The 23,288-nt window shown below is 64.3% G+C and carries 18 protein-coding genes; 12 read left to right on the forward strand and 6 right to left on the reverse strand.

The window, feature by feature from the left end:
* Window positions 1-10 precede the first annotated feature (10 nt).
* Genes pbpC through AB3N21_RS07420 form a run of 3 tightly spaced genes read right to left on the reverse strand, consistent with a single transcriptional unit; the run spans window position 11 to window position 8,026 of the window.
* Window positions 11-2,047 carry a penicillin-binding protein 1C gene (gene pbpC, locus AB3N21_RS07410; protein WP_367934627.1) on the reverse strand — a complete coding sequence of 679 codons (2,037 nt, stop codon included), beginning with the start codon at window positions 2,045-2,047 and terminating at the stop codon, window positions 11-13.
* Window positions 2,040-2,603, reverse strand: a complete 564-nt coding sequence (locus AB3N21_RS07415) for a putative glycolipid-binding domain-containing protein (protein WP_367934628.1) — start codon at window positions 2,601-2,603, stop codon at window positions 2,040-2,042. Before AB3N21_RS07415 ends, pbpC begins: the two co-directional genes overlap by 8 nt.
* Window positions 2,600-8,026 carry an alpha-2-macroglobulin family protein gene (locus tag AB3N21_RS07420; protein ID WP_367934629.1) on the reverse strand — a complete coding sequence of 1,809 codons (5,427 nt, stop codon included), beginning with the start codon at window positions 8,024-8,026 and terminating at the stop codon, window positions 2,600-2,602. Before AB3N21_RS07420 ends, AB3N21_RS07415 begins: the two co-directional genes overlap by 4 nt.
* Window positions 8,027-8,164: 138 nt before the next feature.
* Between AB3N21_RS07420 and AB3N21_RS07425 the strand changes: the two genes are divergently transcribed.
* Both AB3N21_RS07425 and AB3N21_RS07430 read left to right on the forward strand, forming a co-directional pair.
* Window positions 8,165-10,381: a response regulator gene (locus AB3N21_RS07425; protein ID WP_367934630.1), complete on the forward strand. Its 2,217-nt coding sequence runs from the start codon at window positions 8,165-8,167 to the stop codon at window positions 10,379-10,381.
* 113 nt (window positions 10,382-10,494) lie between these two features.
* Window positions 10,495-10,959: a VOC family protein gene (locus AB3N21_RS07430; protein ID WP_367934631.1), complete on the forward strand. Its 465-nt coding sequence runs from the start codon at window positions 10,495-10,497 to the stop codon at window positions 10,957-10,959.
* An 81-nt stretch (window positions 10,960-11,040) separates the two neighbouring features.
* Here AB3N21_RS07430 and yaaA read toward each other — a convergent pair whose 3' ends face one another.
* From yaaA to AB3N21_RS07445, 3 genes are all read right to left on the reverse strand, one after another.
* The gene (gene yaaA, locus AB3N21_RS07435; RefSeq protein ID WP_367934632.1) at window positions 11,041-11,823 is read right to left on the reverse strand and encodes a peroxide stress protein YaaA; all 783 of its coding nucleotides are present in this window, start codon (window positions 11,821-11,823) and stop codon (window positions 11,041-11,043) included.
* Window positions 11,824-11,853: 30 nt separating this feature from the next.
* On the reverse strand, window positions 11,854-13,893 hold the full coding sequence (recQ, locus tag AB3N21_RS07440; RefSeq protein ID WP_367934633.1) for a DNA helicase RecQ: 2,040 nt from the start codon (window positions 13,891-13,893) through the stop codon (window positions 11,854-11,856).
* A gap of 99 nt (window positions 13,894-13,992) precedes the next feature.
* Window positions 13,993-14,280: a YggT family protein gene (locus tag AB3N21_RS07445; protein ID WP_171175377.1), complete on the reverse strand. Its 288-nt coding sequence runs from the start codon at window positions 14,278-14,280 to the stop codon at window positions 13,993-13,995.
* Window positions 14,281-14,378: 98 nt separating this feature from the next.
* Between AB3N21_RS07445 and AB3N21_RS07450 the strand changes: the two genes are divergently transcribed.
* The 10 genes from AB3N21_RS07450 to AB3N21_RS07495 all read left to right on the forward strand — a co-directional run bounded on the left by AB3N21_RS07450 (window position 14,379) and on the right by AB3N21_RS07495 (window position 23,272).
* Window positions 14,379-15,800: an MFS transporter gene (locus tag AB3N21_RS07450; RefSeq protein ID WP_367934634.1), complete on the forward strand. Its 1,422-nt coding sequence runs from the start codon at window positions 14,379-14,381 to the stop codon at window positions 15,798-15,800.
* Entirely contained in the window at window positions 15,800-16,666 is an 867-nt protein-coding gene (gene mepA / locus AB3N21_RS07455; RefSeq protein WP_367934635.1) for a penicillin-insensitive murein endopeptidase, read from the forward strand. Before AB3N21_RS07450 ends, mepA begins: the two co-directional genes overlap by 1 nt.
* Window positions 16,639-17,523, forward strand: a complete 885-nt coding sequence (locus tag AB3N21_RS07460) for an esterase-like activity of phytase family protein (RefSeq protein ID WP_367934636.1) — start codon at window positions 16,639-16,641, stop codon at window positions 17,521-17,523. The genes mepA and AB3N21_RS07460 overlap by 28 nt, the downstream gene beginning before the upstream one ends.
* A gap of 95 nt (window positions 17,524-17,618) precedes the next feature.
* Complete coding sequence (locus tag AB3N21_RS07465) at window positions 17,619-18,257, forward strand: queuosine precursor transporter (protein ID WP_367934637.1); 639 nt, start codon at window positions 17,619-17,621, stop codon at window positions 18,255-18,257.
* Between the two features lie 59 nt (window positions 18,258-18,316).
* A complete protein-coding gene (gene arfB / locus AB3N21_RS07470) occupies window positions 18,317-18,736 on the forward strand; it encodes an alternative ribosome rescue aminoacyl-tRNA hydrolase ArfB (protein ID WP_367934638.1) in 420 nt (139 codons plus the stop codon).
* Between the two features lie 59 nt (window positions 18,737-18,795).
* Complete coding sequence (locus AB3N21_RS07475; RefSeq protein WP_367934639.1) at window positions 18,796-19,542, forward strand: SDR family oxidoreductase; 747 nt, start codon at window positions 18,796-18,798, stop codon at window positions 19,540-19,542.
* Window positions 19,543-19,626: 84 nt separating this feature from the next.
* Window positions 19,627-20,646 carry a P1 family peptidase gene (locus AB3N21_RS07480; protein WP_367934640.1) on the forward strand — a complete coding sequence of 340 codons (1,020 nt, stop codon included), beginning with the start codon at window positions 19,627-19,629 and terminating at the stop codon, window positions 20,644-20,646.
* 114 nt (window positions 20,647-20,760) lie between these two features.
* Entirely contained in the window at window positions 20,761-21,174 is a 414-nt protein-coding gene (locus tag AB3N21_RS07485) for a cytochrome c family protein (RefSeq protein WP_367934641.1), read from the forward strand.
* Between the two features lie 218 nt (window positions 21,175-21,392).
* Entirely contained in the window at window positions 21,393-21,935 is a 543-nt protein-coding gene (gene idi / locus AB3N21_RS07490) for an isopentenyl-diphosphate Delta-isomerase (RefSeq protein WP_367934642.1), read from the forward strand.
* Window positions 21,936-21,994: 59 nt separating this feature from the next.
* Window positions 21,995-23,272, forward strand: coding sequence for a flavin-dependent oxidoreductase (locus tag AB3N21_RS07495; protein ID WP_367934643.1), 1,278 nt, complete (start codon window positions 21,995-21,997; stop codon window positions 23,270-23,272).
* Window positions 23,273-23,288: the final 16 nt, after the last annotated feature.

A 23,288-nucleotide genomic window follows, 5' to 3' on the forward strand; every position in this document is an offset into this window, starting at 1 on the left:
CTCGTTCGGTTCACTCGATCTCCACGGTCACCCGGTCCGATCGCCCGCGCGCGTCAATCACCACCAGCGAGGCGTAACCGCGCCCCGGATTGGGCACCTGAAACTCACGCTGCCGGATACCGGTGGCCATCGGCTGCCCATCGGCCAGCAGCGAGAACGGTCCGGACCCGCCACGTAGCTTCACCGTCAGCGCGCCACCATCGGTGGCCAGCCGGGCGCCATCGGGCGGGAACAGAAGTTGTGGTGCGTCAGCCTGCGTCTCGAAGGCGGCCGAGCGGGGGCGGAACCGTTGCAGGGGTTGCGGCAGGTCAGCGGCGCCTACGATCAGCGTTGAAGGTGGCGGCGGCGGCAGGGGATCAAAGCCGGGTTTCAGACGACCAAAGGCCTCGAACAGCAACGGCGCCGCCAGATCGCCCCCAAAGGCGCCGGGCACTGGGGTGCCATCCGCGCGCCCCAGCCAGACCCCGATCACATGGCGCCCGTCATAGCCCACTGCCCAGACGTCGCGATGGCCATAAGACGTGCCGGTCTTATAGGCCAGCACCCCGGCAGGCGCGCCCGGCGGCGGGGTTAGCCCGGCCAGAATGTTGCCGACCTGCCAGGCGGCGACGTCCGACATGACCGGAGCGGTCAGTTCTTTCGGATCGGTCAGACCATGGCGCAGCAGCGGCCCCTGACCGCCCTGTGCCTGCGCTGCGTAGAGCTGTACCAGATCGTGCAGGGTGATCCCGACACCACCCAGCGAGATCGCCAATCCCGGCGCTCCACCCGGCAGGCGCGGCTGGGCGCCCGCGCGCCGCAGCGCCGCCATCACGCGGCCCGGTCCAAGCTCATGCGTCAGCCGCACCACGGGGATGTTGAGCGACATCTGCAACGCCTCGCGCACACGGACATCGCCGCGGAAGATGCCGTCGAAATTGCGGGGGGTGTAGCGACCGAACATGACCGGGCCGTCGTGGATCAGGGTTTCCGGATGCGCCATGCCCTGATCGAAGGCCAGCCCGTAGACCAGCGGTTTCAGGGTCGATCCGGGCGAGCGCAGGGCGGTGGTCATGTCCACGAAACCCTGCCGCGCATCGGCATAACCTGCGGACCCCACTGAGGCCAAAACCTCGCCACTTTGATGATCGGCCACGATCATTGCACCCGATACACGCGGCCCGGCGCGCGCAGCGGCACGGGCCACCAGCGGTTCCAACCGCGCCTGCAGTCCGGCGTCCAACGTCAGGTCATGGACAGCGGTCTCGCGCGTTTCTGCGCGCATCCGATTGGCCAGATGCGCCGCCAGTTGCGGGAAGGCTCGCATAGTGCTTGGTAAACGTTCGGAAAACGCGGCCTGAACCTCGGCCTCGGGCAGAACCCCGTGCCGCTGAATCCGTGTCAACACCCGGTCTCGCGCAGCCCGTGCCTGCTCCGGATGACGGTCGGGGCGCCGCGCCTCGGGCGATTGTGGCAAGGCCACGAGCAGCGCAGCCTCGGCCGGGGTCAAGCGGCGTGGTTCCTTGCCGAACCAGGCCAGCGTCGCCGCACGCACCCCTTCCAGATTGCCACCATAAGGCGCGTGGGTCAGATAGAGTGACAGGATCTCGTCCTTGCTCAACCGCCGCTCCAGCGCCAACGCCAGCCGGATCTGGCGCAGCTTGCCGCTCCAGCGCCCGGTTGGACCATCCTCAAGCAGGCGCGCCACCTGCATGGTCAGAGTCGAACCGCCCGAGACCGTCCGGCCATTCCACAGAGCCTGCCCGGTGGCGCGGGCAATGGCCAGCAGGTCCACCCCGTTATGGGAGCGGAACCGTTTGTCCTCATACCGGATCAGCATCGAGACGAACCCGGCATCGACCGGCCCCGGGCGCAGCCGCCATATCCCGTCCTCCACCGGGTAGGTCCGCAGCAGGGCGCCGTTGCGGTCCCGCACCTCGACCGAGATTTCCGCCAGAACCGGGGGCAGTTTGGTGCGCGAGATCCAATCCTCCACCGCGTCCCGCGCCAGACCTGCAAGGAACAGGCAAGCGGCGAGGCTCAGCAGCAGACGGGCGGGGTTAGCCATCGACCCAGCCCTCCCACAGATCCGGGTAGCGGGTGACGAAGCCGGTTTCGTGCACGTCCAGATCAGCGTTGAAATTGGGGGAGGTGTAGGAGACCTTGCCCGCCTCGATCCAGGTATAGGTCTGGTCCAGCCGGGCAATGGTGGCGAAATCCGGCAGCAGCCATGCGGCGCAGACCGAGGCGCTGTGCCCATCGGTCGGCGTCAACCTCCGCAGGGGCAACAGGTTGGTGGCAGGCGTAAAGCTGAGGTCCAGATCGGGGCAATCGCCGGTATCCGCTTGCGGTTCGTCGTTGAGCAGCCAGCCCTCGGCCCCACGGCGCAGGCGCAGGGCCAGCGTGCGGCCTGCAACCTCACCGCTGACATCGGCGGACAGGCTGGTCCAGTCCGGGCCGCAGCGGACATCATAGGTCAGGTTCGCGTCGGTCCCGTCCTCGTGCCAGATCGCCTGCCCGACCAGCATCCAGCCGTGATCCAGACGCGACAGGGTGCAACGGTCGGTGCCTTCGATATCCAGCCGCCGCCAATGAGCGGTAGCAATGGCGGTGCGGCCTGTCATTGCACCACGACCTGCCCCGTTCCGGTCCATGCGCGGTACCGCGGACGGTACATATCCTCGACCGAGGCGGCCGGGTGATGGAACGTGCCGGGCGTCACCGCGCGGGCCACATAGGCAAGCGTCACCGAGCCGCCGCCAAGCAGGTCTACCGCCGCGAGGAACCGGTCGGACCGGAACTCGGCATGAGACGCTTCGGTGAGGTCCAGCCAGTCCAGCGCCCGCACATCGCCCGAGCGCAGCAGGTTCGGGTTGTCGATCTCGACCCCGGCGGGCAGCGGATCGTCCAGCATCAGGCGGCCATCACCCGACTCATGCGGGGACACGGTCAGCACGGTCACGAAGCGTTCGCCCACGGCAAAGCTGCGCCGGTCGAGCGGGGCGCCCTCCATCGAGTAATACTGGCGGGTGATCGTATAGCCGGTACCGCCCGCAGGCGGTGCGACCTGGGGCACGCCGCTCACGGTCAGGGTGATATCGGTGCTTTGCCCATCGACCGCGGTGATGTTCAGTGCCTCGCCGGCGTTGCCTTCCAGCACCTGCACGAAGGGTCCGTCAACCGGTGCGCCGTTCACCCGCAGACCCGACTGACCGGGCGTTGCGGCCAGCGCGTGGGCGGCCAGCAGGGACCAGGTGGCCTCTTGCGTCGACAGGGTGGCGCTGTCGGCGCTGACGCGGGTGACAAGGGCGTTGCGGTCCACCACATTGCTGCCTGCCTCGGTCGCAAGCGCCAGCAGGCCCGCCGCATCGCGGAATCGGGTGCCATAGTCGGCGCGCCAGACCTGAGCCTCTTGCGCGGTCTGGCTGGCAACCATCCGTGCGGCGCGGGCAAACATCGCATCGGCCCGGGTCTGATCGCCGTATGAGGCCAGCGCGGCGCCCAGTTGTGCCGCCGCGAGCGGCGTGTCAAAGGCCTCGCCCTTGACGTCGGCATAGTAGCGCAGATCGCCCATCGCCGCCGCGCCCTCGCGCGCCAGCACCATCAGGGCATAGGCAATGTCCTGGCCCCCTATGTCGAAATCAGGTGCGTAGTTGATCCGGTTGCGCAGATTGTCCATTGCCTGCGCAAAGGCGCGGTCGGGCACGGCGTGGCCTTGCGCCCGGGCGCGGCTGAGGAAGTCGCTGACATAGGCGTCCAACCAAAAATCCCCGCTTTCCGCGCGCCACAGCCCGAACGCCCCGTTCGAGGCCTGCCGGGTCAGCACCCGGGTGATCGCGGCGTTGATACGCTTTTCGACCGCAGGGCCGTCACCCAGCCCGGTCGCTTGCGCCACGGAAGAGAGATAGAGCAGCGGCAGCGCCTGACTGGTCACCTGCTCGGTACAGCCATAGGGGTAGCGGTCCAACCGGTCGAGCAGGCCGGGCGTGTCGAATTTCGCCAGCGGACCTGCGGACAGGATCGCCTTGCCTGATCCCGGCCGCAGACCGGCAAAGACGTCATTCGAGAACAGGAAACTGTCGCCCGCGCCCAGCGCGAACCGCCGGGTTTGTGCCACCACCGGATCGTTTGAGCGCACCGGCAGGGTCAGCGATTGGGTCAGCGCACGGCCATCCGGCGTGGTCAGAGCCACCTCCACCACCGGATCGCCGATAGAGGAGGCGGTGACGGGTACCTCGAACACGGCCTTGCCGCCCTCGGCCAGCGTGAACGACCCGGGTACAGTGCCCAATTCCAGCGCTGCAGGGGCGTTCAGAGCCAGCGACATCGCGCCCGAGGGGCCATCGGCATGGACCACCTCCAGCAAGATGCGGCTACTGTCACCCGGCGCGAGGAAGCGTGGTAGGCTGGCGGTAACCACCACCGGGTCACGCACGATCATCTCGGCTTTGGCCTGTCCCACGGCGCTGGGCGACCAGGCCACCGCCATCAGCCGCACGGTGCCGTTGAAGGCGGGTAGGGCGATGTCGACCACCGCCTCTCCGTTCGCGTCCAGTTCGACGAGGCCGCTGAAGACCGCCATCAACTCTTGTGTTGGCGGCGGGGACTGCATCCGCATGCCCGCATCGCTGTCACCGCCGGAGCGCACAGTGCCCATGGCGCCGTTCATGCCGTCGATCAGCCGTCCGTAGACGTCGCGCAACTCCACACCAAGACGGCGCTGGCCGAAATAGTGCCCTTTGGGATCGGGGCTTTCGAAGCCGGTCAGGTTCAGGATACCCACATCCACGGCGGCCAGCGTCATCCAGACCTGCTCACCCTCGGCAGCGCCTTCCACCTTGACGCGCGCCTGTTGTGTTGCGCGCGGCTCGGTAACCTCCGGCACGTCGAGTGAGACCGTCAGTTCGCGCCCCACCGGCTCGACACTGGCGTGGGCCACGCCCAGCGCGCGGGCCGGGTTCTGCCCGGCGGTCACATCCATCGGCCGGATCACCGCGGCGGTGACATAGGCCCCTGCGCCCCAGTCCTCGGTCACCGGCACAGGGATCACGGTTTCGCCCTCGGGCACCTCAATCATCTGGCGCGCAATCACCTTGTTGGACAGCACCGAGACCTGCGCCCCCCCGGCCATGCGCGGCACGATCCGCAGCTGCGCCGTGTCGCCCGGTCGATAGCTGTCGCGGTCCAGCGACATCTCAAGCCGATCCGGTGTGGCCGAGGCATCGGCGGCCTGATACCACCCGGCGTAGAAATCCACCGCCGAGGCGGCATAATCGCCATCCAGCCGTTCCACCACCAGCTCATACCGGCCCCAGTCGACCGGCTGGCTCAGCACCAGCGGCTCGGCGGTCAGACCAGCGTCGCCGGTGGCAACGCGGGTGCGGCGGGTCGTGGGTTCCCAGTTCCAGTTGCCGTAGAGCTGATACCACTGATAGCGCGTCTCGACCCGGTTCAACGTCCAGCGGACGCGCATCGGCATGGGCGAGAGCTCGGGGGACAGGCCGATAACATGGAACGCGGCCTCGGTTCCTTCGCTGACCACATCGTCGAACATCGGCTTGATGCCAATCACCGGGCCGGCTGGCAGAACCGGCGCGGTCAGGCGGCGTTCAACCGGGCGGGCCGAGCCATCGGCCAGACGGGCGATCACCGTCGCCTCAAGCGGTTTGCCCCCCGCATCGATCTGCGGAATCTCCACCGGTACGGTCGCCAAACCCTGCGCATCTGTCCGCGCGCCGCCGAACTGGCTGCTTTGGGCCGAGGTGCGTTCGTCATAGCGCCCAAAGCGGTAATCCTCATAACCCGCGACGGTCTCTGCCGCGCGCAGCACCACCTGCCCGTCGATGGTCAGGTCCGAGCCCGGCGCGCCAAAGAGATACTTCGCCTCGATTCGCAGCGGCGGGCTCTCGCCCGGGCGCATCGGCGCGCTGGGCAATGACAGGTCATAGTCGATGCGTTCGGGCAGGAAATCCTCGACCAGCACGGTCTGGCTGGCCAGTGCCGGGCCCTTGGGATCGGACCGGAGCTCCAGCCGCCATGTTCCGCGCGGCACATCCGGGCTGACGGGCAGTGCAAAGACATGGCCGCCCGCGACCCCGCCATCCGAGACCAGACGGCGGTATTCCACTCCGTCGGGACGGCTGAGAATGGCGGTCAGCGGCAGCCCCTCGACCGCCTGCGCCTCGCCATCGCGGCTGAGCGCCGTGGCGTGGATCGTCTCACCGGCGCGGTAGGCGCCGCGATCGGTGGTCAGGAACACATCCACCGGTCCGGCGGGCGCGCGGCCCTCGACGCCCCGATCGGACAGGTCAAAGGCGGGATCGGTTAGCGACAGAAAGCTGAAATCCTCATCTCCCGTCTTGGCAAGGATCATCGCGGGCGCCGCCGCACCCCGGCCCCGGGTCAGGCCCGGATCGAAGCGGGCCAGCCCGTCGGCATTCGTTGTGGCCTGCGCGATGACGGCATTGGCGCGCGAAATCAGCGTCACATCGACACCCTCGCGCGGCGCGGCATCACCGAGCCCTCGGATCGTCACATGCAGCCCGTCTGTGCCGGACATCGAGCTAATCCCCAGATCGGACAGCACGAACCACTGCGTTGCGCCGGGATCGTCATAGGGATCTGCCCCCGGCACCCGCGCGGTCAGCGCGTAGATCCCGGCGGGCTGTCCGGCAATCGCCTCGGCCATCGGCAGGCGCGAGATCATGTCGCGGTTGAGTTCGGATTGCACCTCGGCCGTACCGGTCCAGACATCTTCGGCGATCTCGTCCGAGAACTGTTCATCCTGCCAGTGATTGAGCGGGCGGCCAAAGAACTCATCCTGAATTGCGCGCAGCAGGTTGCGGTCGCTGACGCGGCGCAGGGTCAGGTCCAGCTGGGTCAGGTTGACCGTCTCGACCGGCAGCGCGGCATCTGCCGCCTTGGGCAGCACGTAGCTGCGCCCGGGGAACCGCACCGAAGGCGATCTGTCGCGCACATAGTGGGTCAGCGTCACGTCGCGGTAGAGCGATTCACCCGACGCCGCAGGCAGCCCCTCGCGGTAGGTGATACGGTAGCGCTTGCCGTGCTCGACCCCGTCCACGCAAAGCTGTGTGCCATCCGCCTGCACCACCATCTGCGGTTCGGGCATTTGCACAAAGGTCTCGTAATCCACCCCGGCCTTGACTAGCGGCTCAGAGAACTGGGCGCAGATCCGGGGCGCCGCGGAGTCGCTTTCCACCGAACTGTCGGTGACGCGAAAACCGTATTTGGCCACCGCCCGGTCGAGAGCGGTCTGGATGTCCGCGCGCGGCTGAATCCGATACGCGAGACGCAGGGCCGAGACCATGTCTCGCCCGCGGTCATTGCGCTCCAGCGCGTCAGCCAGGATATCCAGCGCAGCAACCTGTCCGCCTTGCGTTCCGGCCCGCAAATAACCGTTGAGCGCGGCACTTAGGGCGCGACGCTGGTAGTTGCGTTGCTGGTTTCCGTCATTGGTTCGGATTCGCAGCAGCAACCGGGCGTATTCCACCCATAGATCCGGGCGGTCGGACAGCGACACCGCGACCCCGCTCCAACGCATGGCGCGGACGGAATCACCAGCGGTGCGCGCGGCATCAAGAACCGCTTGCAAATCCAGCCCGCCGCCCGGATGGCGCAGGCCCAGATCGCGCGCCTGGTTCAGCGCACGCTCAAAATCCTGTTGCCTCAGGAACGCAAGATCGCCTGCCCGGGCCGGCGCCGCGCTGAGAATATCCGGCGCCGTCGCTATTTTCTGAGCCGATATTGCACCTTCGTATAGGGCGGCCTCGCCAACACCGCTTTTGGGAAAGCAGGCGTTCGAGCGGGTGTTGAAGGTAAACGCGGCGCAATCTCTTCGGGCCGAACAGGCCCGCACGCAGGAGGACAGGTTGGTGTCGAACAGAGCCTCAAGATCACCGCCGGGAAAATCCGCATCGCGGGTCACCACATAGCGGAACTCGGGCACATGAGTTTGCGCCTGAACTTCGTTTGCGCCAGAAAAAACCGAAAGAAACAAAGCAATTGAGGAAAAAGCAAAGCGTCGCATGACGGCCTCCTGTTTGTTCTCAGGGTCGCATGAGGGCACAGGGCTTTGCAACGATTCCCATCGGGGCGGGCAAGCTTAAACACTTTTTCACCGTTGCGGCGGATGCTCGGGCGCGGACCACCCGTGGGAACGATTGCGATGAGCCTTGCCAACAAACTTGCCGAGGAACGGCGCGCCCGTCTGGCCGCCGAGCGATTGCTGGATCTCAAACAGGCCGAACTTTCGGCTGCGAACCGCAAACTGGGTCGTCACGCGCTGGCCCTGACCAAGCGGATTGGCGAGAAACAGGCCGAGGTCGCGACCGTTCGGGACGAGAACGAAAAGGTGAAATCGGACCTGACGGTTGCCAATGCCAAGATCGAGGTGGCCGAGCGGCGGCTGTGGCACTCGATCCAGACCATTCAGGACGGGTTCGCCTTTTTCGATTCCGACAACAAGCTGATCGGCGCCAACACCGCCTATCTCAACGCGTTCGACGGGTTGGAGGAGATCGCGCCGGGCATCTCTTACATGCGCATATTGCAGTTGTTCACGGATGAAGGGATCGTGGATACCGGCGAAATGGCGGCCGAGGAATGGCGCGCGATGATGCGCGACCGCTGGATGTCGCCCAGCCCCAAACCGGTGGTGGTCCGCATGTGGAACGGTCAGTATATCAAGCTGATCGACCAGCGGGGTCACGGGGGCGACGTTGTCAGCCTGGCGCTGAACATCACCTCGACCGTCCGATACGAGGCCGAGCTGCGCGCCGCCCGCGAACGGGCCGAGGCCGCCAACCGTGCCAAATCCGCCTTTCTCGCCAATATGAGCCATGAGATTCGCACACCGATGAACGGGGTCGTCGGAATGGCCGAGCTGCTGACCGATACCAGCCTGGACGAGGAACAGAGGCTCTATGTCAACACGATCCGGAACTCGGGCGAGGCGCTGCTGGTGATCATCAACGACGTGTTGGACTACTCGAAGATCGAGGCCGACAAGCTGGTGCTGCATTCCGAGGCTTTTGACCTTGAGCGCTGCATTCACGAGGTGGCGATGCTGTTACAGCCGACGGTGCGCGACAAGGGCCTGTCGATGCTGGTGGATTACGACCTGTTCCTGCCCACCCGCTTCGTCGGCGATCCGGGGCGCGTCCGGCAGGTGCTGACCAATCTGGTCGGTAATGCGGTGAAGTTCACCAGTCAGGGCCATGTCTTGATCCGGGTGACCGGGGTGCCCGATCCGGCCGGCGAAAGCTGCGCCATCCATGTGGCGATCGAGGATACCGGGATTGGCATTCCCGACAGCAAGATCGGCCACATCTTTGGCGAGTTCAATCAGGTCGAAAACGAGCGCAACCGCAAGTTCGACGGCACCGGGCTGGGCCTCGCCATCACCCGGCGGCTGATCGAATTGATGGGGGGCACCGTCTGGGTCGAAAGCGAAGAGGGTGAGGGATCGTGTTTCGGGTTCCGCGTGACCCTGCCAACCGCGGACGGGCCGCAACCGGTGCCGCCCAGTCTGGCCGGACGGCTGCGGCATGTGATGATCGTCGATGATGAGGTCATCAACCGCGCTATCCTCGAAAAACAACTCAGCCGCCTTGGCGCGCGGGTGACGTCCTGTGTCTCGGGTAGCGAGGCGCTGGAGCGGCTCGATGACAGTATCGATCTGGTGCTGAGCGACCACAACATGCCGGACATGGACGGGCTGGAACTGGTCGAAGCGATCCGCGAACGCGCTTGGAACGATCTGCCCTTTGTTCTTCTGTCCTCCAATCCGGGCGCGGTTCACGCCGACCCGGCCCGGCACTTGCTGCAGGGCGTGCTGCAAAAGCCCATCCCCCGCGCCGAGCTGTTCTCTCGTCTGGAAAACTTGGGCGATCCGGTGTTTGAGCCTGCGCGGTCGCTGAGCGCCGAGGCGGACGGGGCGTCTGATCCGTCCGCCCCGGGATGCCCCGGCCAGAAGCAACGCCAGATGCGGGTTCTGGCGGCCGAAGACAACCGCACCAACCAGCTGGTTCTGCGCAAGATGGTCAAGGCGCTCGATATCGATCTGCGCTTTGCCAATAACGGGCTTGAGGCGGTTGAGGTCTATGAGGCGTTTCAGCCCGATCTGATCTTCATGGATATCTCGATGCCCAAGATGGACGGCAAACAGGCCACCGGAGAAATCCGGCGGCGCGAGGCAGGGACCGGCCACCACGTTCCCATCGTGGCATTGACGGCGCACGCGATGACAGGGGATGCCGACGGGATTCTGAGCGCCGGGCTGGACCATTATCTGACCAAACCGCTGCGCAAGGCGCTGATTCACGAGCGGATCATCGCCGCCTGTCCCAAGGACGCGCGGCCCGTGCTGCCTGAAGAAGAATAGCGCGCCGCTGATTTTGTTTGGGCAGAACGCGCGGGCGCAAGAGCCGACCCGGATTGAACCGGGCGGCACCTGATGGCTTGCCCTTTCTTGAAACGCCCATTTAAGCTGGTCTCATGACACAGGATCGAGGATTCCGCCCGCGTGCCCTGGGCGAGATTGCCATCCGTTGCGCCGACATGGCCGCGATGGTCGAGTTCTACGAAACCGTGATCGGACTGGAGCGTCTACGCGGCGATCACAAAAGCGCCATCACCTTTTTTCGGATTGCCGAAGGGTTTGGTGGCCACACTGCCGTGCTTGCCTTGTTCCACTACGAGGTTTCTGTCAAACCGGGCCAGCATCCGACGGGATTCGCCCCACCGGTAACCGGCGCCGCATCATCCCTGCATCACATCGCGCTGTCGCTACCATTCGAAGAACAGGAAGCGGTCATTCGCTGGTACGACCACCTCGGTCAGCCCTATTGGGTCGAGCAGTTCGGCTGGATCGGCTGGCGCGGTGTTTTCACCCAGGACCCCGAGGGAAACACCGTGGAGCTTGTCGCCTACGATGCGTCGATGTTGTCGGATCAGGCTTGATAAAGCACTTCGCGAAAAACCACTTAAATCCAGTATCACCTGACGCGTTAAAAACCATGATTTCAGACAGCGTTGGGTGTTTCAGGTGTTTGGCGGCGTGGTGTAGGGTCTGATAAATACCGGTTTGTCCGGCTCGGACATCTCTTCGTAATAGGCATAGCCACCGGTATCGAACTCGATCAGTGCCGCCGGATCGGTCAAGCGCCGCTGGATGATATAGCGTGCCATGGCGCCGCGGGCCTTTTTGGCGAAGAAGCTGACGATCCTGGGTGCGCTGCCCTTGTCCTCCATGAAGACAGGCGTGATCACCCGAAGGTTCAGCGCCTTGGGCGCGACTGCACCGAAATACTCCTGACTGGCGCAGTTCACCAGAATGCTGGTTCCGATCTCGGCGGCTTGCGCATTCAGCGCATGGCTCAGTTGGTCGCGCCAGTAGTCATACAGGTTCTTGCCGCGTCGGGTCTTGAGGCGCGAACCCATCTCCAACCGATAGGGCTGGATCGCGTCCAGCGGGCGCAGGACGCCATAAAGCCCGGATAATATCCGCAGATGGTCCTGCGCCCAGGCCATCTCATCCTCATCCAGCGATGCGGCCTCGAGCCCCAGATAGGTATCCCCCGCAAAGGCCAGCGCGGCGGGGCGGGTCACGTCGGTCTCGGGCGTGTCGGAGAAGACCCGGTACCGGTCGCGGTTCAGCCGGGCCAGATCGTCGCTCAGATCCATCAGCTTCTTCAGATCGCCAAGGGTCTGATTGCGCATCGTCCTGGCCAACCGGATCGCATCGTCCTGAAACGCAGGTTCGGTCGCTGCCACGTCCCGTTCCGTCCAGTCCAGCCGCTTGGCCGGAGAGATCACTGTCAGCATGCCCGCCCCCTCATTCCGTTCCGACCGTATCTAGCCTGCCGCCCGCAGTACGTCCAGAAACGCGGCGCCGAACCGCTCCGCGCGGCGTTCACCCAGTAGCCGTTCCAGCGCAGTTTCGTCATTCGGGCGCATCTGCGCGACCTTGGCCAGTTGCGAGGCCGAGCAGGTCAGCGGCTTGTCGATCCCGTCCGGGCCGCGGGCCAGTTCGGTTTGCACTTCAAGCAACTGATCATATAGCCCGGCGGTGTCCCGTCCGGCCAGTTTGCGCCGCGCCGGATGCACGGTTTCGACTGCGCCCGAGATCACCTCCAGGAACGTGTTGCCGTACCGCTCCAGCTTCTTGGCGCCAACGCCGCCGACCCGGGCCATGTCGTCCAGCGTCGCGGGGCGTTTTTCGGCCATCTCGATCAGCGTGCGGTCGGGAAAGATCACATAGGCCGGGACTCGCGCGGCCTCGGCCAGCGCCCGGCGCTTGGCCTTGAGTGCGGACAGGAGCGGCGCGTCTTCTTCCGACACCATCGCCTTGACGGCGGGGCGACGGGTGGCTTTGCGGATGGAATCCTTACGCAGCCGGATCTGGGCTTCACCCTTCAGGATCGGTTTCGCCGCCTCGGTCATCCGCAGCGCGCCGTGACGCTCCGGGTCCGGGCGCACCAGATCATGCCCCATCATCTGCCGGAAAATCGCCTGCCATTGTGGGCGCGACCAATCCTTGCCGACACCGTAGGTGGGCAAGTTGTCGTGGCGGCGGGCGCGGATCTTGTCGGTTTCGTTGCCGAGCAGGATGTCGATCAGATGCCCGGCGCCGAACCACTCTTCGGTCCGCAGTATGGCCGACAGTGCCATGCGCACGGGCGTGGTGCCGTCGAACACCTCGGCCGGAGTGTCGCAAAGATCGCATTTGCCGCAGGGTGCGGCCTCTTCTCCGAAATAGCGCAGCAGGGTCTGGCGGCGGCATTCCAGCGCTTCGGCCAATCCTAGCAGGGCGTTGAGCCGCGCGTGATCGGCAATGCGGCGTTCGGGCGGCGCCAGCCCCTCGTCGATCTGCGACCGACGCAGGCGGATGTCGTCGGGGCCGAACAGGGTCAGTGTCTCGGCGGGGCCGCCATCGCGACCCGCGCGCCCGATCTCCTGATAATAGGCTTCGATGGATTTGGGCAGATCGGCATGGGCCACCCAGCGGATATCCGGCTTGTCGATGCCCATGCCAAAGGCGACGGTGGCCACCACGATCAACCCGTCCTCGCGGGCAAAGCGGGTCTCGACGATCCGGCGATCCTCGGCCTCCATCCCTCCGTGATAATGGCAGGCGGTGTGGCCATCCTCGCGCAATGCGCGTGCCAGCGCCTCGGTCTTGTTGCGGGTCCCGCAATAGACAATGCCGGACTGACCGCGCCGGGCAGCGGCGAAGTCTAGGATCTGCTTGCGCGGGCTGTCCTTAGCACCAAAGGCCAGATGGATATTGGGTCGGTCGAACCCGCGCAGGAACTTGCGCGGTGCAACACCGTCGAACAGTTTCTGGATGATCTCGTCCTGCGTCTCCGCATCCGCCGTGGCGGTGAAGGCGGCCAGCGGCACGTCCAGAGCGCGGCGCAGCTCTCCGATCCGCAGGTAATCGGGGCGGAAATCATGGCCCCACTGGCTGACGCAATGCGCCTCGTCCACGGCGATCAGGCTGACGCCGATCCGGCGCAACATGCCCATGGCCGAGCCCGCCGCCAGCCGCTCGGGCGCCATGTAGAGCAGTTTCAGCCGACCGTGTTCCAGCGCCTGCCACACCGCGTCGGTTTCCTCGGGTGTGTTGCCCGAGGTCAGCGCACCCGCCTCAACCCCGGCCACCTGCAGGGCGCGCACCTGATCGCGCATGAGGGCTATCAGCGGTGAAATCACCACCGTGACTCCGTCACGCAGCAGCGCAGGCAGTTGATAACACAGAGACTTGCCGCCTCCGGTCGGCATGATCGCCAACACGTTCTCACCCGTTGTCACGGCATCGACAATCTCTTCCTGGCCGGGACGGAAGGCGTCGAATCCAAAGACATCTCGCAGCAACGGCGCGGAGTCGAACATCTGAGGGGCAGCCCTGTCTAAGATTATGTCTATCTGCTCTTAGACCGCACTCTCACATACTAAGAATCGGTGAACAAGAGGGCTGGATGTCCCTTGAGGTCACATAAAGCCAAAGAGGGTTGGCAGAATGTATGCGCGAAGCGAAATCACGATGATGAAGGCCACCAGCGGCGCGAGATCAATGCCACCGGTATCAGGCAGAAAGTTCCGGATCGGGCGGTAGATCGGCTCAAGAAGCCGGTTCAGACCATACCAAAGCTGCGCCACGAACTGCTGACGCAGGTTCAGAACCTGAAAGTTGATCAGCCAGCTCATGATCACATGCACGATGATAATAAAATAGACCACGCTGAGGATTAACTGCAGAGGTCCGTAGATTGCCATCATGTCTGAATACTCCGATCTGTTCCGGCGACAGGTAGTCGTTTCAGCCTCAAAGAACAAGGGTTTGCCATGTGACGTGGGGCGAGCACCGTAGGAAATGCTTGCCACGCGAGCCACCTGACCCGCATAACTTGTCAAAACAGATCAAAAGGGCAGGCATGGCAGAGATTTCCAAGCGCAAGCGCATCTGGGGCTGGTGGTTCTTTGACTGGGCCAGCCAGCCCTATCACACTCTGCTGGTCACCTTTGTCTTCGGTCCCTATTTCGCGGGCGTCGCAGCCGAGTATTACTTGGGCGCTGGTTTGACGCCTGATGCCGCGGCGGCGCAGGCGCAGAGTGTCTGGGCGCGCTGCCTGACCATCACCGGGCTGGTCATCGCTTTTGGCGCGCCGCTGCTCGGGGCGCTCGCGGATGTGTCCGGGCGCCGCATTCCGTGGATCTTTGCCTTTTCGGTGATGTATGCCGCAGGTTCTGCCGCTTTGTGGTACACGATGCCGGATGGCTCGAACATGTGGTTGATGCTTTCAGCCTTTGGCCTTGGCTTTGTGGGCGCGGAATACGCGCTGATCTTCATCAACTCGCAACTGCCCGATCTAGGGGACGACAGCGAGGTGGGTGAGATCTCCGGCTCGGGCTTTGCCTTCGGCTATTTTGGCGGGCTGTTGTCGCTGGCGATCATGCTGGCGCTTTTCGTCGAACAGCCCAGCGGCAAGACGCTGGTGGGGCTCGACCCGCTCTTTGGTCTTGACGCAAGCCAGCGTGAGGGCACCCGCTTTGTCGGCCCGTTCACCGCCGGATGGTTTGTCCTGTTCATGGCGCCCTACTTCCTGTGGGTCCGTGACGGCGAGCGCAGCGAGAAGCAGGGCAGTTTTGGCGACGCGCTGCGGCTGTTGGGCAAGTCGGTTGCCAATCTGCGTCATCGTCACAGCCTAAGCGCCTATCTGGGCTCATCCATGTTCTACCGCGATGCGCTGAACGGGCTTTACAGTTTTGGCGGTGTCTATGCCCGACTGGTGCTGGAATGGGATCTGATCAAGATCGGTGTGTTCGGCATCGTCAGCGTACTCGCCTCGGCGGTGTTCGCGTGGGTGGGGGGCAAGATGGACCGGAAATTCGGCCCTAAACCGGTGATTCTGGTTGCGATCTGGGTGCTGATCCTGGTCTGCACCACCATCGTTTCGATGGATCGCAGCCAGATTTTCGGCATCGCTTTAACTGAAGGCTCAAACTTGCCGGATACGATTTTCTTCGGCTGCGGCATCCTGATCGGCGGCATGGGTGGGATCCTGCAATCGGCCAGCCGGTCGATGATGGTGCGCCATACCGATCCGCAAACACCGGTCGAGAGCTTTGGCCTTTATGGTCTTTCGGGCCGCGCCACCGCCTTTGCCGCGCCGCTGCTCATCGACATCGCGACCGTCACCACCGGCAGCGCAAGATTGGGGGTTTCGCCAATCGTCCTGTTGTTTATTCTGGGCCTGTTCCTGATGCGCTGGGTCAGACCGGAAGGGGACCAGACCTGATGAGACTGCTGCAACTTGCCGCCTACGCTTTTGCATCGATGATCTTTGCCACCGGGGCAGATGCCGCGCCATTGGCAAAAGAACTGTTCGGGGCCAAGTCCAAAGCCTCCAAACAACGCGCGGCGGCTTATGGGTCATATTCCAAGGGATGCGTCGCCGGGGCGGTTCAATTGCCGGAAACCGGCCCCACCTGGCAAGCCATGCGGCTAAGCCGGAACCGCAATTGGGGACATCCGGAGACCATCGACTATATCCAGAAACTTAGCGGCTTTGCGGCCCGGCAGCCGGGATGGAACGGTCTCTATATCGGGGATATCAGTCAGCCTCGGGGCGGTCCGATGCTGTCCGGACATCGCAGCCATCAGATCGGTCTGGACATCGACATCTGGATGCGGCCCGCGAACGATCTGCGACTGTCGCGCCGAAATCGTGAAAACATCTCGTCCATCTCGATGCGCCGCGCCAACGGAGCCTTTGTCAATTCCAACTGGACCAAGCAGCACCACGCCATCCTGCGGGCGGCGGCCAAGGACAAGCGGGTTGCGCGCATCTTTGTTTTCCCCGGCGCCAAGGTGCAGATGTGCAAGGATGAAAAAGGCGATCGTGCCTGGCTGCGCAAGATCCGGCCCTGGTGGGGGCACCACTATCATTTCCACGTGCGTCTGAAATGCCCCAAGGGTGTGCGCGGGTGCCTCAATCAGGATCCCCCACCCCGCGGCGACGGCTGTGCGGATGCGCAGCAATGGGTGAGCAACATCCTCAACCCGCCGCCGCCGGACCCCAATGCGCCGCCGCCGAAGAAGCGTCGTGAATACGTCCTGGCCGATTTGCCCAAGCAATGCGCATCCGTACTGCAATCTCGATAGTCTCGGCGCTGCTGCTGGCGGCCCCCGCCCTTGCTGTGGACGCCAAGTCGGCAACCCATCTGAGCAGCTATACCTGGCGTGAAAAGGCGATCTGGTTCGGCGGGTTTTCGGCGCTGGAATTGTCCGAGGACGGCCAGAGCATGACGGTGCTCAGCGATCGGGCCAGCATTCTGACCGCCACGATCACACGCGACGGCGACCGGATCACAGATGTGACTGCAGGCAAGGCGTACAGCGTCAGGTCCAGCAGAAACCGCATTCTTTTGGGCTGGGCAGGCGATTCCGAGGGGCTGGCCATCGCGCCTGACGGCACGATCTTTATCTCGTTCGAAGGCGTGCACCGTGTCGCGCGGTACCCTGAGCTTGGCAGCCCCGCCAAAGTGCTACCCCGACCCAAGGCCTTTGAGGGTTTGGCCCGCAACGGCTCGTTTGAGGGTCTGGCGATGGATGGCCTTGGGCGGCTTTATACTCTGACCGAAAGCAGCCGGACGATAGACGAGCAGATTCCGGTCTACATGTGGAACGGGCAGGGGTGGTCCACCCCGTTCACCTTGCCGCCAAGCGAGGGGTTTCTGCCGGTGTCCGCCGATTTCGGCCCGGATGGCAGGTTTTATGTGCTCGAGCGTGACGCCTCGCTTCTGGGTTTTCGGTCGCGCCTGAGACGGTGGGAGGTTACCGAGGGTGGCGTTCGCGCCGAAGAGACTCTGTTCAGGACCGGCACCGGCACCCATGACAACCTCGAAGGGCTCTCGGTCTGGCGTGACCAACAAGGGCGGCTCAGGGCGACGATGATCTCTGATGACAATTTTCTGGGCCTGCAGCGCACCGAACTGGTGGAATATCTCTTGCCCGAATGACTTGCGCTGCGCGCGCAAGGCGGTTAGAAGCCCGCTTTGCCCGGTGGCCTCGCCGGGCCAAGTCGCCGCAACCTTGTCAAAACGGGCATCAAGACATGCAACGCTCATACCTTCCCGGCATCTTTGCCATGGCCGCCATCGTGGTGGCATCGAATATTCTGGTCCAGTTCCTGATCCTGGACGGCCTCCTGACCTGGGGTGCCTTTACCTATCCGCTGGCCTTTCTGGTGACGGATATCATGAACCGCGTCTACGGCGTGGGACCGGCGCGCAAGGTGGTTTTCGCCGGGTTTGTGACTGGTGTCATCTGCTCGCTGATCGGCAGCCAGATCATGCTCGAGTTCGGCCCCGCCGTGCCACTGCGCATCGCCGTTGCCTCGGGCACCGCGTTCCTTGTGGCGCAGCTTACCGACGTCACCGTGTTCAACCGCTTTCGCGGTGGGGTCTGGTGGCGCGCGCCGCTGATCTCGACCCTGATCGGCTCGGCGCTGGACACCGCGCTGTTCTTCACCATCGCCTTTTCCGCCTCGGTCACCGTGTTCGGCCCGAGCGCCGACGCCGCCATCAACTGGGCGTGGGAGGCGGTGCCGTTCATGAATTCCGGCCCCGCCGCCCCGCTTTGGGTGACGCTGGCCTTTGCCGACTGGCTGGTGAAACTGTCACTGGCGCTGATCGCGCTGATCCCGTTCCGGGTGATCGTGCAGCGGCTCGACCCGGCAGCACGTATCGCCTGACCTGTCAGGGCCACCCCACCCGGGTGGCCCTTTCGTTTTCCCGCCTGTAAGGTCGCGTCATGCTGCGCATCAGCGACGATATCGCCATAGAGGACTGGGAAATCACCGAAAGCTTCATGCGCGCTTCGGGTCCCGGCGGGCAGAATGTCAACAAGGTCTCGACGGCGGTTGAACTGCGGTTCGAGGCCGAGCGCTCGCCCGCCCTCCCCGATCCGATCAAATCCCGCCTGAAACGCCTCGCCGGGCGGCGCTGGACCAAGGAGGGGGCTATCGTCATTCAATGCGACGAGACCCGCTCGCAAACCCGCAACCGCGAGATCGCGCGCCAGCGGCTGGCCGCGCTGATCGCCAAGGCGCTGGTCAAGCCGAAACGCCGGATCGCCACCAAACCCACCTATGGCTCGGTAAAGCGCCGTCTTGCAGCCAAGAAAGCGCGGGGCGAGGTCAAGGCGCTGCGCGGCAAGGTGGGCGAGGAATAGTCTGGCATCTTCCGGGCACGTTGATACTCTGCCCCCGATAGCCGAGAGGGGGCAGGGCCATGAGGCTTCAGGGAAAAACCGCAATTGTCACCGGCGCCGCCTCGGGCTTTGGCGCCGGGATTGCTACCAAGTTCATCGCGGAAGGCGCCCGGGTGATGATCGCCGATATCAACGGCGAGGCTGCGACCCGCATGGCGGCTGAACTGGGCGAAAACGCCGTCGCGCAACAGGTCGACGTGGCGGATGGTGCCTCGGTAAATGCCATGGCACAAGCCGCGCTCGCCGCCTTTGGTCAGCTCGATATTCTGGTCAACAATGCGGGCGTTACCCATCTGCCGACGCCGCTGGAGGATGTCGGTGAGGACGATTTCGACCGGGTGTTCAACGTGAACATGAAATCCGTCTACCTGACCGCCCGCGCGCTGGTCCCGCATATGAAAAACCGCGGCACCGGCGCCATTCTCAACGTCGCCTCAACCGCGGGCATCTCGCCGCGCCCCAACCTCAACTGGTACAACGCCTCCAAAGGCTGGATGATCACCGCCACCCGAACCATGGCGGTGGAACTGGCCCCGTCAGGTGTCCGGGTCAACGCGATCTGCCCGGTGGCCGGGGAAACCCCGCTGCTCAAATCCTTCATGGGCGAGGACACGCCGGAAATGCGCGCCAAGTTCCTCTCGACTATCCCGCTCGGCCGTTTCTCCACCCCCGAAGACATGGGTAACGCCGCCTGTTTCCTCTGCTCGGACGAGGCCGGCATGATCACCGGTGTCGCAATGGAGGTCGACGGTGGCCGCTGTATCTGACCTGCCCCTTCTTCTGTTCAAAAATATCCCCGCCGGAGGCAGCGCGCGGCCGCGCGCTTTCCCGTACCAACGGACAAGACAGCAATGATCCCGGGCCCCAAAAACCTGATCACCGATATCCCCGGCCTCAAAGTCGGCAACGCGCAGGACGATGTGTTGAAATCCGGCACCACCGTCCTGACCGCCGACACCCCGTTCACCGCCTCAGTCCACGTGATGGGCGGCGCGCCGGGCACGCGCGAAACCGATCTGCTGGCGCCCGACAAATCCGTGGCCCGGATCGACGCCATCACGCTTTCGGGTGGCTCGGCCTTCGGGCTCGACGCCTGTTCCGGTGTCTCGGACGCATTGCGAGCACGTGGGCGTGGGTTTCGGGTGGCGGATGCCGTCATCCCCATCGTGCCCGGAGCGATCATTTTCGACCTGCTCAACGGCGGGCAAAAGGGCTGGGCCGAGAACCCTTACCGCGCCTTGGGCCGCGCCGCCTTCGAAGCCGCTTCGGACAGCTTCGCCCTCGGTACTGCAGGCGCGGGCACCGGTGCGCTGACGGCAATGCTCAAGGGCGGGCTGGGTTCGGCCTCGCTGATACTTGAGGACGGCACCATTGTCGGCGCACTGGTTGCTGCCAATCCGATGGGCAGCGTCACCACTCCCGGCGACCGCCACTTCTGGGCCGCCCCATTCGAGATAGGCGCAGAATTCGGCGGCGTTGGACCCGATCCAAACGCGGGGCTGGGGCGTGGGTTCGAAAGCCGCAAGATGCAGTCCATGCAAACGCAGGCAACAGAACGCGCCAATACCACCATCGCCATCGTCGCCACAGATGCCGACTTGACCAAGGCGCAGTGCCAGCGCGTGGCCATTGCCGCCCATGACGGCATCGCCCGCGCCATCGTGCCTGCGCATTCTCCGGGCGATGGCGATCTGGTGTTCAGCGTCAGCACCGGCGCCCGCTCCCTGACCAACCCCGATCAGGACCTCACCCGCATCGGCCACGCAGCTGCGCTGTGCCTCAGCCGGGCTGTCGCGCGCGCCATCTATCTTGCCACCCCCGCTAAAGGCGATCTTTTGCCGAGCTGGTCGGCGATCCCCGGCAACAATTAGGCCTGTCATCGCGCATGATGTGCGACACACTGCCCGCGCGCGGCAATCTGCCGGTTGACTATCGCTGGCCGCAGGCTTCCATTGAGGCAGCCAAGAACCTTTGGAGTATCAGCCATGACTCGTATCCTTGCCACTGCGCTTGTTGGCCTGCTGGCCGTTCCAGCCTTCGCCGAGGGCGATGCCGAGAAGGGCGAAAAAGCCTTCAACAAGTGCAAATCCTGCCACACCATCGAAAGCGATGCCGGCGAAACCATCGTCAAGGGCGGCAAGACCGGCCCAAACCTCTACGGTATCGCAGGGCGCACCGCAGGCACCGTCGAAGGTTACAAATACGGCAAAAGCCTGGTCGAGGCCGGCGAGAAGGGTCTGGTTTGGGATGAGGCCACTTTCATCGAGTATTCCCAGGACCCCAAGACGTTCCTGAAAACCTATCTCGAGGATGATGGCGCCAAGTCCAAGATGACCTTCAAGCTGAGGAAAGGCGCCGAGGACGTCTATGCCTATCTCGCGAGCGTAGCGTCCGAATAACGGTCCTCACCCACTCATTAACCCTTCGCAAAGGCCGCAGCCCCCTGCGGCCTTTCGTGCGATTGATCGCGCGCCGGTTCGGCGCCACTTTGAAACCGGAGCCGGTTGAAAGGGCCATGCCGCCCACTCGGCGCAACCGATACGCCTCTGGTCGATCCGGCCATCCAAACGCCCGCCCAGGCGCCCCGACGGGCGCAGTGGCAGCAGGAGAAACTGACATGGGAATCATGATCCCGGCATGGGTCGATGGCGAACTGACCCCCGTGGACAAGCTGGAGGCGCATGAAAAGGGCCTCAAGCACAAGGCCGTGTCAGTCTTTGTCGTGCGTGGAATGGAAATCCTGATGCAGCGCCGGGCCATGAGCAAATACCACACGCCGGGCCTGTGGGCGAATACCTGCTGCACCCATCCCGACTGGGACGAAACCTCATCCGCTTGCGCCGTGCGGCGTCTGGGCGAGGAACTGGGGATCGGCGGCCTGTATCCCGAATACCGCCACCGACTGGAATATCACGCCGATGTCGGCAACAACATGGTCGAGAATGAGGTGGTGGACGTGTTCCTGGCCCACGCCCGTGGGGCATTGGCGATGGAGCCTAATCCGGACGAAGTTATGGATACACGCTGGATCGATTATCACGACCTGCTCGCCGAAGTGAAACGCCACCCCGAGCGCTTTACGCCTTGGCTCAAGATCTATCTGCATCATCACGCCGACACGATCTTTGGCCCTGATCTGATCATCTCTGCCAAGGCCTGAGGCTTGCGCCCCGCGCCTCTGCCTGTTTCTCTGGGCCCGGCCGGACGGAGGGCGGGACAATGACCATACTGATCGCAGGTGGCGGCATTGCGGGGCTCAGTCTGGGCTTGACCCTGCACCAGATCGGCGTTCCCTTCCGCATCTTCGAGGCCGCGCGCCAGATGCGCCCCATGGGCGTTGGCATCAACCTGCAACCCAACGCGGTGCGCGAACTTATGGACCTGGGCCTCGGCGCCGAGCTTCAGGCCATCGGGGTCAAAACGCGGCAGTACGGGTTCTATTCCAAGCTCGGCAAGACGATCTGGGAGGAACCGCGCGGCACCTGGGCCGGTTATGCTTGGCCGCAATACTCGGTGCATCGCGGGCACCTGCAGATGATGCTCTATCACGCGCTGATCGATCGGGTCGGGCCGGATTGCGTGGTCGTCGGCGCGCGGGCGGTCGGGTTCGAAACTACCGAAAGCGGTGGCGTGTTGTGGCTGGAAGACGGTCGTGGGATCGAGGGCGCCCTGCTGGTGGGCGCCGACGGCATCCATTCGGCGCTCAGGGCGCAGATGTATCCGGGCGAGGGTGAACCGATCTGGAATGGCCGTGTCCTCTGGCGCGCCACCACGCAGGCGCCGGTCTGGTTCGGCGGAGCGGCGATGGTGATGATCGGGCACGATGCGTTGCGGATGGTGGCCTATCCGATTTCGGACCCCGATGCGGACGGTATCGCAACGATCAACTGGATCGCCGAGAAACGCTTTCCGCTGGATGCCGGGTGGAAGAAAGAGGACTGGAACCGCGCCGCCGATACCAACGATTTCCTGCCCGAGTTCGAAGGCTGGCAATTCGACTGGATCGATGTGCCCGCCCTGATACGTGGTGCCGAGGTGGTCTATGAATACCCAATGGTCGACCGCGACCCGCTACCGTGGTGGAGCCACGGCCCGGTCACGCTGATGGGCGACGCCGCGCATCCGACCTATCCGGTGGGCTCGAACGGAGCCAGCCAGGCCATCATCGACGCCCGCATGATCGGTGCAAAGCTGCTGCAGCACGGCCCCGCACCCGCCGCTTTGACCGCCTACGAGGCCGAGATGCGCCCCCTGACAACCGCCGTTGGTCTGGCCAACCGGGCAGGTGGAGGCCCGGATGCGGTACTGCAACGGGTCGAGGATCTGTGCGGTGGCGATTTCGAGGATATCGAGCAGGTGATCCCGAGGGTGGACCTTGCGGCGCATGCAGATAAGTACAAATCCATGGCCGGGTTCTCGATTGCCGACCTGAATGCGCGGCCTCGGACTATTCCCGAAGGCGCGCGGGTTCGCCATCAGGCGTTAAAAGTCAATTAGAGAGGCGCGGTCTGCC

The organism is Ruegeria sp. (genome assembly GCF_040830605.1).
GTDB lineage: Bacteria > Pseudomonadota > Alphaproteobacteria > Rhodobacterales > Rhodobacteraceae > Ruegeria.